Origin of the sequence: Corynebacterium felinum (genome assembly GCF_030408755.1) — a bacterium.
GTDB classification, from domain to species: domain Bacteria; phylum Actinomycetota; class Actinomycetes; order Mycobacteriales; family Mycobacteriaceae; genus Corynebacterium; species Corynebacterium felinum.
Genome location: NZ_CP047209.1, coordinates 1,416,042 through 1,428,932 on the forward strand (window position 1 = coordinate 1,416,042; position 12,891 = coordinate 1,428,932).

Sequence of the window (12,891 nt, forward strand, 5' to 3'; positions counted from 1 at the left end):
CACACACTCCAGCCACACACTTCTGCACCCTCCCCACAGAAAGACCCCATTGATGATCATCGCCATAACCGGAACCAACACCGATGTCGGCAAAACCATTGCCACCGCCGCACTTGCTGCCGAACTATCCCACCGCGGACACCACGTTGACATCATCAAACCCATCCAAACCGGGGAAGCAGAAGGGGCAGGCGATATCTACACCATCGAGCAACTCACAGGCATAAAAGGTCACGAACTCATCCGCTACCCCGAACCCCTAGCACCGAACCTTGCCGCGCGCCGGGCTGCTATGCCCATGCTGACTGCTCAAGAGGTGGCGCAGCGTATTGGTGTGTTCCATGACCAGGCCGTAGCTCAACATGCTGGTACGGGTAAGTTGCCGCCCGTGGTGTTGGTGGAAGGTGCAGGCGGGTTGCTCGTTCGGATTAACGAGCAAGAAAATTTCGCAGATGTGGTGCGACTCTTAGGTTGCGGGCTGATTGTGGTGACCTCCCTGGGATTAGGTTCACTGAATGCGGCTGAACTTACTGTTGAGGCGGCGAACGCACGTGGGATTGACGTGCTCGGCATTATCGGCGGGAGTATCAGTAGTAAGCCGGATCTGGCAACCACCCTGAATCTTGAGGAACTGCCGCGTATTACCAAGCGGCCATTTTTCGGTGCCTTGCCTGAGGGGCTAGGTGGCAATGCAGATTCGCACGAGTATTATTCACACATCACTCGGCCTCGGTTGCGCGGGCATGTGGATCTAGCGGAACTTTTTGCCCATATTGATAAAGAATCCACTGACTAGTGCTGAGTAATACCCCCCAGCGACTATTAATCGAGCCACATCGCGAGTATCACGCCCGTGTTGGATTGTGGATGCAAGCCCACGCACACGGGAGCGAGGGGGTTTATAAAAGAGTGGTTTGGGACCATGAAAATCACGCTGATTTTAAACACGTTCGTGCTTGTATGTTTTGTCACAATGGGTAACCCGAAAGTTTCGACCACGAGCTACTCGCACGATCACCAGGGCACGTAGTGAAAAACTAGGACTGCCTTCGTAGCATGCAGTTTGGCGAGCGTAACCTTCAACCGCATATTTCGTTGGGTATGGAAGTCGGATCGCCTCGCAGGTACGTGGCGTTGAGCGCATTCGATCTGTGATCGTGTGTGCATATCTAGCACTGTGCTTAGTAGCGGTAGGGGGCTTTGGAAATATAAGAGAAATATTAATTCGACATAGAGCAAGTGCTACCTGTAAAACCGCAGGTCAATTTTTCACTTGTGTGCTGAAAGTCGAATCAGTATTTTTGAATCAATCCCCACCTATTCATAGGCATACTGTTCGGTCGAGGTGCGCAAGCCTTTTCCTGCCCAATCACGTCGATCATGTTTTAGTGCCCTGTCGGTTCCCGCGCTTTCTGGTCACGATGTTTTTTTCTTGATGAGAAAACCCCTACTGACTCGACTTTCAGCGAAGAGGTGAGAGCTGCGAGTGGGTGTGTTCACACTCAAGTGCTGCTAACTGCGCCCTGCCATTGAGCTGATAGCCAGCCACCGATTGTGTGCTGTGCGCTGTGGGGGAACCCAGTTCCGGAATTCAATCCGGCAACAGGTATAGTCACTTGCGTGAACTGAAGTTGAATATTGTTGATTTCGCACGCGTTTGATTCACCAACCAACAATGCGAAAATAAGGGGACATTGCGCATGGAAATAATGATCGCGCTCATAGGGCTACTCTTCGCCACCGTCATCATGGTGGCAATCGGCGACCGAACCGGCCTCCCATGGCCCGCACTGCTGACAATACTCGCAGGTGGCGCGATCTTAATCCCCGGGATTCCCGACATTCCCATACCCCCAGAACTCATGCTGCCCATCTTCATCCCACCACTATTGTGGGCACTCGTGCGACGCACCAGCTGGGCTGCAATCCGACGCAACTGGCGCGAAGTGATCCTGCTTGCCTTCATCCTCACCGTCGTGAGCGCATTCGCAGTAGGATTCAGCGCGTACTTGCTAATCCCCACGCTCTCCCTGGCGGGGGCAATGATGATCGGCGCAGCCATCGCACCCACTGACCCCGTTGCAGTCGACGCTGTGGCAGAACCCGCCGGTGTACCACGCAGGTTATCGAACACCCTCCAAAACGAAGGGCTGTTTAACGACGCCGCTTCCATCGTCGTCTTCAACCTTGCACTCGGGGTGATCGTGAAAAACGAAACCCCAAACTGGTGGTCGGCAATCCTCACCCTCATCTACTCCGCAGGAGCTGCGGTCATCGTCGGCTGGATCATTGGATTCGTGGCAGCAAAACTCACCGACTGGATGAGCTCATCAGTCTCCCGCAACGCCTTTACCTGGATCATCCCCTTCGCAACCTACCTCGGGGCCGAAGCCATTCACGCCTCCGGCGTCGTCGCCATCGTATTCGCAGCCATCGAATTTAACTCCCGGGTCAATATCGGTGCCGAAGACCGCCTATCCGGCACCGCCTTCTGGCAAATCGTGGAACTACTGTTCACCGGCATGGCCTTTGGACTTATCGGTATGACCGTACGCCAAGCCATCGACGAAGTCGGCCGCGAACTGCTCGAAGCAGTCTGGGTAGGCATTGTGCTCTCAGTCGTTGCCATCGTAGTACGACTGACCTGGTTCTACATCCAATACAAAGTCAACTGTCGCACGCAACGCAAAACCGGTTCGCCTTTAAGGCTCCAAGAAGTACTGTTGCTCAGTTGGGCAGGCATGCGCGGACTGATCACCCTCGCTTTGGTTATGTCTATCCCTGCCTCCACCAACTTCGCCCTCTACCGCGAACTTCCCGTTATCGCCCTCATCGTTTTGGTGATTACCATGGTGATCCCAGGGCTCTCCTTGCCATGGCTGATGAAAAAACTCAGCCTCGATGCAGGCCCAGACGCATTCGGCGATATTGCCCGCGAACAACTCGTCGCCCGCGCCCGCACCGCGGCCCGTTCAACCATGATGAGCCACATCGATGAGCTCCCACAAGAAAAAATGCAGGCACTTTTAACCCGCTTCGAAGAAACCATCCACTTCGAAGATGAAGACGAAGACCACATGAGCCCCGAAGCACGCCGCGAAATGCTGCGCCAACACGCCCAAAAGATGGCCAGCATCCACCTCGAAGCCCTCAAAGCCGCCCAACGCGAACTGCTCAACGCACGAAAAGAACGCGACGTCGACCCCGCCATCCTCGATGAAGTACTCTTCGACGTCGACCAGCAAATCTTAGGCGTGAAAAAAGGCATCTACGGAAAGACCAGCTAAACCGCCATGTACGCCCCACTTGAACCGGTGAGCACACTGCGCTCACGCCTTGAATCCATCCTGCTCGTCATCGACAACCCCGCCCCAGCCAGCGCACTCGCGCACGCACTGGAAGTCGCCGAACACGACGTCGAAACGCTGCTAAAGCAGATGCAAGACGAACTCAACGAACGCGGCAGTGGCATCGACCTGCGCTACAGCGACGGCGGATGGCGCTACTACACGCGCCAAGAAAACGCCGTCGCAGTAGAAAAATTCCTCCTCGACGGCAGCCACACCAAACTCTCCCGTGCAGCACTCGAAACACTCGCCATCATCGCCTACCGGCAACCAGCCACCCGCGCCCAAGTCGCCGCCGTACGCGGAGTCAACGTTGATGGTGTCATGCGCACACTTGCACTGCGCGGACTCATTCGCGAAGTCGACACAGAAGCACACACTGGGGCGCACCGCTTTGAAACAACCGAACTATTCCTCGAACAACTCGGCATCGACTCCCTCGACCGCCTACCTGATCTCGCCCCACTGCTGCCCGATATCGACCACATCGACGAATTCGACGTGAACTGACACACCCCCCACTACAGGGAGCGACTGAGCATCACCACTTGCGCATTCACGCACAACGAGAACACCTGAAAGCGCATGCTTTATTAGCGATTTCATAAAAACTCAACTAGAGTGGTGATGTTTTATAACCGCATATTTTTTTAAAGAAGGACTTTCATGTCTAGAACCGCTCGCCGAGACGGCACACCGGAAAACAATCGCTCCTACGCGAAAGCCCGCCCACAACGTGGCGGCCAGGGAGCTAAGAACCTGAACAAGCGGGGCAAAGCCGCTGCCGGAAAACCGGAAAAACAACAACGTAAACAGCGCGACTCTGAAATTCTGCTCTCGAACGCACGCCCCGCAAAACGCCAGCACGTCGCACCACGTGCCACCAATGAGCAGGAGCAAGGCGAACTGATCCGCCTGCAAAAAGTACTTGCTAAAGCAGGCGTTGCCTCGCGCCGCCACGCAGAAATCCTCATTGACGCAGGTCGCGTGGAAGTCAACGGCAAAATCATCATGGAACAAGGCACCAGGGTCAACCCTAATACCGATGTCATCCGTGTCGATGGTGTGCGCGTCAACGTCAACGAAAAGAACCAATACTTCGTGCTCAACAAGCCCCGCGGCTTGCACTCCACCATGAGTGACGAACTCGGACGCCCCTGCATCGGCGACATCATTTCCGAACGCATCGCCTCCGGTCAGCGCCTGTTCCACGTCGGCCGCCTCGACGCCGACACCGAAGGCCTGCTGCTTTTGACCAACGACGGGGAACTCGCCAACCGCTTGATGCACCCGAAGTACGAAGTGTCGAAAACCTACCTAGCAACCGTGCTCGGCGAAGCCGACCGCGCACTGATCAAGCAGCTGCGTGACGGCATTGAACTCGACGACGGGCCGGCGAAAGCCGACTACGTGCAGATCATCGACACCTACCAAGGCAAGTCGCTGATCCGCGTTGAACTCCACGAAGGCCGCAAGCACATCGTCCGCCGCATGCTCAAAGCAGCAGGCTACCCAGTTCAAGCACTGGTACGCACCAAACTGCACACCGTGCAGCTGGGTGAACAAAAGCCAGGCACCATACGCGCCTTGAACGATATGGAGCTGACCAGCCTGTACAAGGCGGTGGATATGTAATGAACCCAAACGCAGTATCCAACCAACCAAACGGCGGACTCATCGTCGCCGTCGATGGTCCTTCCGGTGCCGGTAAATCCACCGTGTGCCGCGCAGTGGCCGCACATTTTGGTGCAAAATATCTCGATACCGGCGCGATGTATCGAGTAGCAACCCTGCACGTACTCCGCCAGGGGATCGACCCGACCGACGCGCAGGCTGTAGCGAAAGCAACCGCAGATTTGCCGCTGGAAGTCAACGACGATCCGCATGCTAAAACTGTGCTACTCGCAGGTGACGACGTATCCAGTGAAATCCGTGGCCGAGACGTCACCCAGAACGTGTCCGCAGTCTCTGCCGTGGGCGAGGTACGCGAAAACCTCGTTGCCTTGCAGCGTCGACTCGCCACGCAAGCGCACCGCTGCGTGCTCGACGGCCGTGATATTGGCACCGTGGTGCTTGTCGACGCCCCAGTCAAGGTTTTCTTAACCGCTACTGCGCAGGTGCGTGCCCAACGCCGCTACGACCAGGACATGGCCGCAGGGCGCAGTGTGTCATTCGACGATGTGCTTCAAGATGTGATCCGCCGCGATGAACTCGATTCGAATCGTGCGATTTCCCCACTTCGTCCTGCCGAAGACGCCACTGTTGTTGATACCTCCAACCTCAGCCTGGACGAGGTTATCCAAACCCTTATTACGCTGGTGGAAAACTCTGGCGCCGAAAAGGAGAACTAAAACTCATGGCTATACATACACATCCTGAAAACCACCCGCACGACAACGACGAGAACGAAACCGTTTTCGTCTACCACACCAACACTGGTGAAGTTCGCGCGGAAGAAGCCTTCATCGAAGAAGACGTCGTTGTTGCCGGTGGCGGCTATGCTTCCCGCGATTTCAACGCGGAAGACTTTAACTACGACTTCGACGCTGAGGATAATGCCGACGCTGAGTTTGACGACGACGAGTGGGAAGACGGCGACGAAACATTCGTCTACTTCACCGAGGACGGCGAATTCGATGAATCTGGTTTCGCTGACCCCGATTTCGGCGAAGGCTATTCCGATGAGGATTGGGAAGAAGTTGAGCGTGCGTTCGGCTTCGAACGTGATGGGCACATCCGTGAAAAGCTGTGCACTGTTGCAATTGTCGGCCGCCCTAACGTGGGTAAATCCACCCTTGTTAACCGCTTTATTGGTCGCCGTGAGGCGGTTGTCGAAGATTTCCCTGGCGTGACCCGCGACCGTATTTCTTATCTTGCAGACTGGGGCGGACAGCGCTTCTGGGTGCAAGATACTGGTGGCTGGGATCCAAACGTGAAGGGCATCCACGGCGCTATTGCCCGCCAAGCTGAAGTAGCCATGGAAACCGCTGATGTCATTGTTATGGTTGTTGACACCAAGGTCGGCATTACTGAGACTGACGCGGTAATGGCTCGGAAGCTTCAGCGTGCGGAAGTACCGGTGATTTTGGTGGCGAACAAGTTCGACTCCGACACCATGTATGCCGATATGGCGGAATTCTATGCGCTGGGTCTGGGTGATCCGTGGCCAGTGTCTGCACAGCACGGCCGTGGCGGTGCGGACGTATTGGATAAGATCCTTGCATCCTTCCCCGAAGAACCTCGTGATTCCTCCATCACCGAAGGCCCACGCCGAGTCGCGTTGGTGGGTAAGCCCAATGTGGGTAAGTCCTCGCTGCTGAACAAGATCGTCGGCGAAGAACGTTCTGTGGTTGATAACGTCGCTGGCACCACCGTGGATCCTGTCGATTCCATTGTGAAGCTGGAAAACAACCTGTGGAAGTTTGTTGATACCGCGGGTCTGCGTAAGAAGGTGAAGACAGCCTCTGGCCACGAGTACTATGCTTCCTTGCGTACCCGCAGTGCCATTGATGCTGCTGAAATCTGCATCTTCATGATCGATTGTTCGCAACCTGTTTCCGAGCAGGATCAGCGTGTGCTCAACATGATCCTCGAAGCCGGTAAGGCACTTGTGCTTGTGTTTAACAAGTGGGACTTGATGGATGATGATCGTCGCTGGGAGCTGGAGCGTGAAATCGAGCAGCAGCTGGCGCACATTCCTTGGGTAACACGCATCAATATTTCGGCGAAGACCGGTCGTGCGTTGCAGCGCCTTGAGCCTTATATGCTTCAGGCTCTGGAGAGCTGGGATAAGCGTGTGACTACCGGCCAGTTGAACAACTGGTTGCGTGCAGTGATTGCACAAAACCCACCACCAATGAAGGGTGGACGTGTTCCTCGCGTGCTCTTTGCTACCCAGGCCTCGACGCGCCCACCAGTGATTGTTTTGTTCACCACTGGTTTCTTGGATGCTGGTTACCGCCGTTACTTGGAGCGGAAGTTCCGTGAGTCCTTCGGCTTCGAGGGGTCACCTGTGCGCATTGCTGTGCGTGTGCGTGAGCGCCGCACCCGCAAGTAACACATCCTGTGCGTGAGTACCTCGATGTCCTAAAACAACTCTGACATCTTTTTACCCCCGTGTGCCACGTGGCTGAGGATTTTACATTTGCCTCGTCACTGGTCACACGGGGGCGTTTTTCTCCCTTAAGCCCATTTTTATTCACCTCCAAGAAGAAGTGGGTGCCGGGGAAACAATCAAAGGAAGCGGTGACGAACTGCTTTTCACGGAAGGTCCGCACGAGACGAGAGCGTGCATTCAGGTTGTGCCTCGGAGAACCTAAATTTTGAAGTCGTGGGGTTGGGTGTGTTCATCGACTGAATGCGCGGGGGAAGATGGGCTGTGCTCTGTGTTTGTTTCCCCAGCTATTTCAGGGGTAAGAGAATGCCTACCGGTGGGGTGGTGAATATCGTGCGGGAAGGTCTGCTCCTCAGGAGCTCGGTGTGCCGCCTGGGTGGATTCTTGCCCGCTAGGGGCATCTTGTGACTCAAAGGATTGAGAAGTGCTGCGAGTAGAACGGTAGTTTTTTAAGACCCGGATTGCGTTAATAATCACAAGGATGAGAAAACTACCAATCCCGATGCTATAAAACACCTGTTTAGCAGTTCCTGCATAAAAACCAAACGCGAGGGCGGTAGTGGGTAGTTCCGGATAGCTGCGAAGGATAATAACAATCGCGATATTTTCGATGTAGTCCAACAACCCTGCCGCTAATGGTGTCAGTGTGAGCAGAGACAACACAAAGTGCCGCCACCGGAGACGATCGCTTAAAGCCTTGATGCCGAGCGTATAAGCTGAGCCGGCAAGAAGGGGGTAAAGGAAATCCAGGGGGAGTTGGCGGTGGAGATAATAGGTTCGCCCCGCCTCGCCGAGGGATTTAAGGAGTGCCTGGGCTGATTCGGGGCGGAAATTCTGTGGTGCCAGATCGAACATGGATTGACCGCCAGCTATCACAGTAAGCGTGGGTAGGGTTGTGTAGAGCATAGTGAAATACACTGCGAATGCACTGATGAGCAAAATGATGACCGTGCGTCTGTGGGTGAGTGTATTCATAACACATAAGCGTAATGAGAACACACACACCCGTCCATAGTTATTTTGAAAATATCAGGATTTTTTCAGAACAAACCCATCCACGCGATAGGGTAGTTGGACTGCGACGTTTGGCTTCAGGTTGAGATGATCATACAGGTACCAATTGAGATTTTGTGTCACTTTAGCTCGGGTTTTTTCATTCGACCGAAGCCAATAAGAACGGGTATGTGTCAAACGGTGGATTTCTTCTGGGGTGATGGATTGTTGCCACGTTGAACGCAAAATCTTATCAATCCGCCACGGTGTGTCGATCTGGGGGAGGAACCCTTCTTTCAATGTGTCACCGGAGTGCATGATGCGCGAGAGCCGATGAACCCACGGGATCGACACATCGAGGGTATTCCACACCAAGAGCACTTCCGCAGTGTCGGTGGTAATGCGGTCAAGTTCAATGCTTGCAGCAGTCGGGTCAACCCAGTGCCAGGTTTGGGCTATGGTCACGGCGTCGAAAAGCGAGTGAGCGCATGCAGTATGTTCTGCTGTTGCTTGCCACGCTGGTACCTGGGGCAGGTGAGTGCGCAAGGTTGCCACCATGTCTTTGCTGGGGTCGAGGGCGTATACCTGCTCAAAGTTGGGGTGGGTGGCAAGCAAAATGGTGAGTTTACCTGTGCCAGCGCCGATGTCTAAGACTTTCCGCGCTGGTGAAAGAAGACTCAGCACATCTTGGGGATAACTCGGGCGAATATCGTGGTAGTTTTCAGCACCTGTGTGAAACGCTGTGGCGGATATGCCGCGGTGAGTACTGTCGGCAAATTTAGGGACGTTGCGTTGGGAAACGCGTGGGATGTGGCTCGGTGAGGACGCGTTGATTGCATCAGCCTCGATGTGTGAGAGATCAACGCCTAACTGTGCTGCCTGCGGGGTAGATTCTTTGCGCATGATGATTGTTAAGTGTAGTTCAGGTAGCACGAGGAGCAGTATGTGTGTGCGAAGAATAATAAGTGGTGCATAGCGTCAACGCATACTATGCATTATCTGCGGTTGGGTAGGTATCGGAAACTGTGCAGGTATTGCAACATTTCTGCCTGCGTGTGAGACGGTAAGTGTCACAAAGAATGAGAAATGAGATATTAAGGACAGCGTCTAGCTTGAAATAATATTGCCTATATTTCAATAAAAGCTATTCAAATCTAGCAACTTTGAGCGATTTTCTTGCGAATGTTTGATCACATGGCGGATATGTGCATAATTTGCGCTGGTTCTTCAGTATTATTCACGTTCAATGTCAATGGCGGGGAACTTGGGCAATGATTATGTACAAGTTTTCCATTATTTAAAAAGGAATTGCGCATGTTTGTTCAGCGTTCACGGAAGCTGGTTGCAGCTTTTGCTCTTTCTGCTTTAACTCTGGTGGGCTGCAGCTCCACTGATGGTGGAGATAAGCAAGCTACGAAGAAGTCTTCGGATTCTACCTACAGCATTGGTATTAATCAGCTGGTTCAGCACCCTGCCTTGGATGCGGCAACTGAGGGGTTCAAGCAAGCCTTTGAGCAGGCCGGTGTTGAGGTGTCGTTCACTGAGCACAATGCGAACGGTGAGCAGGCGACAGCATTGACGATTGCGCAGCAATTCGCTGGACAGGATTTGGATATGGTCTTGGCGGTAGCAACCCCAGCTGCCCAGGCGACCGCGCAGGCGATTACCGATATCCCTGTGCTGTTTACAGCGGTAACAGATCCTTTGGCTGCGGAGCTGGTGGCGAGCAATGATGCCCCGGGTGGCAATGTGACTGGTACCTCTGATGCGGCACCGATCGATGACCAGCTGAAGCTGCTCAAGCAGATCGTTCCTGATGCGAAAAAGGTGGGCATTGTCTACGCCTCCGGTGAGGTGAATTCGCAGGTGCAGGTGGATGCGGCGAAGAAAGCTGCCCCAGGCGTTGGCCTGGAGATCACAACCCAGACGGTGTCTACTGTGACTGAGATCCAGCAGGCTGTTGAGGCGTTGGGTGATGTGGATGCTATTTATGTGCCGACTGATAACTTGATTGTTTCCGGTATTGCTTCGCTGGTGCAGGTTGCTGAGGCGAAGAAGATTCCTGTGATTGGTGCTGAGGGCGGCACTGTTGAGGGTGGCGCTATTGCAACGTTGGGTATTGATTACAAGAAGTTGGGTAAGCAAACTGGTGAGATGGCGCTGCGTATTCTCAAGGATGGTGCTGATCCTGCGTCGATGAAGGTAGAGACGGCTACTGAGTTCACCTACATTGTCAATGAAGAAGCAGCCAAGGCTCAGGGTGTGACTATTCCGCAGGAGATTCTTGATCAGGCTGAGCGCGTATGATCGGCGCAGTTGAGCTAGGTCTTATTTATGGTGTGATGGCACTGGGGGTGTTCCTTACCTTCCGAGTGTTGAATTTCCCCGATCTGACGGTTGATGGAAGTTTCACCACTGGTGCCGCTACCGCAGCAATTGCTATTGCTTCCGGCTGGAATCCATTTCTTGCCACCGCATGCGGTTTTGCCACAGGGTTTATCGCCGGCATTGTCACTGGTGTGTTGCATACCAAGGGCAAGATTGATGGTTTGCTCGCGGGTATTTTGACCATGATCGCACTGTGGTCGATTAACCTGCGCATCATGGGTGGCGCGAATGTTCCTTTGCTGCGTGCGCAGACAGTGTTGAGTCCGCTCAAAGACGCGAAGCTGTTAGGCACGTGGGCATCGGTTGCGCTGCTAATTGTCGTGGTGGTCGTTGCCGTAGCTATTGTGACGTGGTTTTTGAATACTGATGTGGGCCTTTCTATTCGCGCAACAGGCGACAATGGCCCAATGATTACCTCCTTTGGTGTGTCTACTGATTTCACGAAGACACTGACCTTGGGACTATCCAACGGTTTCGTCGGTATGTGCGGTGGCTTGGTTGCCCAGTATCAAGGTTTTGCTGATATCTCTATGGGTATTGGTTTGATTCTGATTGGTTTGGCATCAGTGATTATGGGCCAAGCTATCGTGGGCACCAAACGACTGTGGGTTGCTGTCATTGCGGTGACGTTCGGCGCTGTACTGTACCGAATCATTATTTTCCTCGCACTGTCGGTGGGCCTCAACCCAAATGATATGCGTGCTGTAACAGCAGTACTGGTGATCATTGCCCTTATTGTCCCTCGCTGGAAAGCGATGATGTCACGATCCTCAGCTGCGCTTGTGAAGAAAGGTACATAGGTTATGTTGACGATTACGGATGTGCGCAAGACTTTCTTCCCCGGCACAATTAACGAACGCAAAGCACTGCAGGGCCTTAGCATCGACTTGCAGGAGGGCGACTTTGTTACCATCATCGGGTCGAATGGTGCGGGAAAGTCCACCATTTTAAATGCGATTGCTGGTCGCCTGTTCATCGATTCGGGATCTATCGAGATCGATGGCACGAATGTGAATAAGCTTGCCGAGCATAAACGGGCACGATACATTGGCCGCGTATTCCAGGACCCACTCGCAGGCACCGCCCCGAACCTGACTATTGAGGAGAATCTCTCCTTAGCGTTGCTGCGCGGAAAGCCCCGTGGCTTAAGGCTTGGCCTTAACTCGCAACGGCGCGCTTTGTTTAAAGAAAAACTGGCAACACTGGAACTAGGGTTGGAGGACCGACTCGGCGCGAAAGTAGGGTTGCTCTCAGGCGGCCAGCGCCAAGCGTTGAGCTTGCTCATGGCAGGCTTCACCCAACCGCGCATCTTGCTTCTCGACGAGCACACAGCAGCCCTCGACCCTTCCCGCGCAGAGCTGGTCACTCAGCTCACGGACAGGATTGTCGCGGAAGGCAACCTCACCACCCTCATGGTGACACACAACATGGAACAAGCAATCCGCTTAGGCAACCGCCTTGTGATGATGCACGAAGGCCAGATCGTCTACGAAGCTCAAGGGGAAAAGAAAGCACAACTAACCGTGCATGACCTACTCCAGCAGTTCGTTTCCATCAAAGGCGCAACACTTTCCGACAAAGCCTTCCTCGGCTAAAATCTCCCCACCACACACAAACACCATGAGACACTCTCCACCGTTTCGCTGAATCCGCTCACATCGAGCACACACAACGAAACGGTGGTTTTTCTCGCGCACAACCCAACAGCACCAGCACAAAATCGGTACCATATGAATCAACACAGCAACAGCACAACCTGAAGCCGTGTAAGAAAACACAACCACACATTTCACTACACCTAGGAGAGAACACCATGTCCGTTTTCGACAAAGCCAAAGAACTTCTCAACTCCGAGAAAGGCGAGCAAATTTCCGACGCAGTACTAGACAAAGCAGCAGATCTCGCCAAAGATAAACTCGGCGCCGATAAAGCCGACAAAATCGAAGCAGTACGCAAAGCCGCTGACGAAAAACTTGGCAACGAATAACCCCACCCGTTTTCGCAATAACTAAAACACCCACACGTTCCCCGTTGAACTGCAACAAAAAC

The 12,891-nt window shown here is 53.8% G+C and carries 12 protein-coding genes; 10 read left to right on the plus strand and 2 right to left on the minus strand.

Annotated elements, in window-relative coordinates; translation table 11 throughout:
* Window positions 1-49 precede the first annotated feature (49 nt).
* The 6 genes from bioD (at window position 50) to der (ending at window position 7,404) form a co-directional block, all read left to right on the plus strand.
* Window positions 50-796: a dethiobiotin synthase gene (gene bioD / locus CFELI_RS06110; protein WP_310128819.1), complete on the plus strand. Its 747-nt coding sequence runs from the start codon at window positions 50-52 to the stop codon at window positions 794-796.
* A 904-nt stretch (window positions 797-1,700) separates the two neighbouring features.
* Window positions 1,701-3,287 carry a cation:proton antiporter gene (locus CFELI_RS06115; RefSeq protein WP_277103408.1) on the plus strand — a complete coding sequence of 529 codons (1,587 nt, stop codon included), beginning with the start codon at window positions 1,701-1,703 and terminating at the stop codon, window positions 3,285-3,287.
* Window positions 3,288-3,293: 6 nt separating this feature from the next.
* On the plus strand, window positions 3,294-3,857 hold the full coding sequence (scpB, locus tag CFELI_RS06120; protein ID WP_290259821.1) for an SMC-Scp complex subunit ScpB: 564 nt from the start codon (window positions 3,294-3,296) through the stop codon (window positions 3,855-3,857).
* 156 nt (window positions 3,858-4,013) lie between these two features.
* Window positions 4,014-4,982: a pseudouridine synthase gene (locus tag CFELI_RS06125; protein ID WP_277103406.1), complete on the plus strand. Its 969-nt coding sequence runs from the start codon at window positions 4,014-4,016 to the stop codon at window positions 4,980-4,982.
* On the plus strand, window positions 4,982-5,698 hold the full coding sequence (gene cmk / locus CFELI_RS06130) for a (d)CMP kinase (protein WP_277103405.1): 717 nt from the start codon (window positions 4,982-4,984) through the stop codon (window positions 5,696-5,698). Before CFELI_RS06125 ends, cmk begins: the two co-directional genes overlap by 1 nt.
* 5 nt (window positions 5,699-5,703) lie before the next feature.
* On the plus strand, window positions 5,704-7,404 hold the full coding sequence (gene der / locus CFELI_RS06135) for a ribosome biogenesis GTPase Der (RefSeq protein ID WP_277103404.1): 1,701 nt from the start codon (window positions 5,704-5,706) through the stop codon (window positions 7,402-7,404).
* Between the two features lie 258 nt (window positions 7,405-7,662).
* Here der and CFELI_RS06140 read toward each other — a convergent pair whose 3' ends face one another.
* Both CFELI_RS06140 and CFELI_RS06145 read right to left on the minus strand, forming a co-directional pair.
* Complete coding sequence (locus tag CFELI_RS06140; RefSeq protein WP_277103403.1) at window positions 7,663-8,436, minus strand: hypothetical protein; 774 nt, start codon at window positions 8,434-8,436, stop codon at window positions 7,663-7,665.
* A 54-nt stretch (window positions 8,437-8,490) separates the two neighbouring features.
* Window positions 8,491-9,357 (minus strand): class I SAM-dependent methyltransferase, encoded by an 867-nt coding sequence (locus CFELI_RS06145; RefSeq protein ID WP_277103402.1) that lies wholly within the window; start codon window positions 9,355-9,357, stop codon window positions 8,491-8,493.
* Window positions 9,358-9,768: 411 nt separating this feature from the next.
* On the opposite strand from CFELI_RS06145, the gene CFELI_RS06150 reads away from it, so the two are divergent.
* From CFELI_RS06150 to CFELI_RS06165, 4 genes are all read left to right on the plus strand, one after another.
* Entirely contained in the window at window positions 9,769-10,761 is a 993-nt protein-coding gene (locus CFELI_RS06150; protein WP_277103401.1) for an ABC transporter substrate-binding protein, read from the plus strand.
* Entirely contained in the window at window positions 10,758-11,642 is an 885-nt protein-coding gene (locus CFELI_RS06155) for an ABC transporter permease (protein WP_277103400.1), read from the plus strand. Before CFELI_RS06150 ends, CFELI_RS06155 begins: the two co-directional genes overlap by 4 nt.
* A 3-nt stretch (window positions 11,643-11,645) precedes the next feature.
* Window positions 11,646-12,437, plus strand: a complete 792-nt coding sequence (locus tag CFELI_RS06160) for an ABC transporter ATP-binding protein (RefSeq protein WP_277103399.1) — start codon at window positions 11,646-11,648, stop codon at window positions 12,435-12,437.
* Window positions 12,438-12,655: 218 nt separating this feature from the next.
* Window positions 12,656-12,829 (plus strand): antitoxin, encoded by a 174-nt coding sequence (locus CFELI_RS06165; protein ID WP_277103398.1) that lies wholly within the window; start codon window positions 12,656-12,658, stop codon window positions 12,827-12,829.
* The last annotated feature ends 62 nt before the right edge of the window (window positions 12,830-12,891 follow it).

Excerpts from the sequence above, each read along its gene's own strand:
- CFELI_RS06115 (WP_277103408.1), top strand. The coding sequence starts at position 1,701 with ATGGAAATAATGATCGCGCTCATAGGGCTACTCTTCGCCACCGTCATC.
- scpB (WP_290259821.1), top strand. The coding sequence starts at position 3,294 with ATGTACGCCCCACTTGAACCGGTGAGCACACTGCGCTCACGCCTTGAA.
- CFELI_RS06125 (WP_277103406.1), top strand. The coding sequence starts at position 4,014 with ATGTCTAGAACCGCTCGCCGAGACGGCACACCGGAAAACAATCGCTCC.
- cmk (WP_277103405.1), top strand. The coding sequence starts at position 4,982 with ATGAACCCAAACGCAGTATCCAACCAACCAAACGGCGGACTCATCGTC.
- der (WP_277103404.1), top strand. The coding sequence starts at position 5,704 with ATGGCTATACATACACATCCTGAAAACCACCCGCACGACAACGACGAG.
- CFELI_RS06140 (WP_277103403.1), bottom strand. The coding sequence starts at position 8,436 with ATGAATACACTCACCCACAGACGCACGGTCATCATTTTGCTCATCAGT.
- CFELI_RS06145 (WP_277103402.1), bottom strand. The coding sequence starts at position 9,357 with ATGCGCAAAGAATCTACCCCGCAGGCAGCACAGTTAGGCGTTGATCTC.
- CFELI_RS06150 (WP_277103401.1), top strand. The coding sequence starts at position 9,769 with ATGTTTGTTCAGCGTTCACGGAAGCTGGTTGCAGCTTTTGCTCTTTCT.
- CFELI_RS06155 (WP_277103400.1), top strand. The coding sequence starts at position 10,758 with ATGATCGGCGCAGTTGAGCTAGGTCTTATTTATGGTGTGATGGCACTG.
- CFELI_RS06160 (WP_277103399.1), top strand. The coding sequence starts at position 11,646 with ATGTTGACGATTACGGATGTGCGCAAGACTTTCTTCCCCGGCACAATT.
- CFELI_RS06165 (WP_277103398.1), top strand. The coding sequence starts at position 12,656 with ATGTCCGTTTTCGACAAAGCCAAAGAACTTCTCAACTCCGAGAAAGGC.